Annotated in this window: 1 rRNA gene; it reads left to right on the forward strand. The window is 52.7% G+C overall.

Annotated elements, in window-relative coordinates:
* Window positions 1-256, forward strand: a 23S ribosomal RNA gene (locus V6B97_RS17495); the annotation flags it as partial.

The raw sequence follows: 256 nt of genomic DNA on the forward strand, positions 1-256 counted from the left end.
GAAACCAACACAGGTGGGTGGGGTGAATAACCCAAGGCGCTCGAGAGAACTCTGGCCAAGGAACTCGGCAAAATAACCCCGTAACTTCGGAAGAAGGGGTGCTCTTATGGGTGAAAGGATTTACTCTTAAAGCCCGTGGGAGCCGCAGAGAAATGAGGGTGGCGACTGTTTACTAAAAACATAGGTCTCTGCTAAGTCGCAAGACGACGTATAGGGACTGACGCCTGCCCGGTGCCGGAAGGTTAAGAGGAGAGGT

Source organism: Nitratidesulfovibrio sp. 1201_IL3209 (assembly GCF_036763125.1).
Lineage (GTDB): Bacteria > Desulfobacterota > Desulfovibrionia > Desulfovibrionales > Desulfovibrionaceae > Cupidesulfovibrio.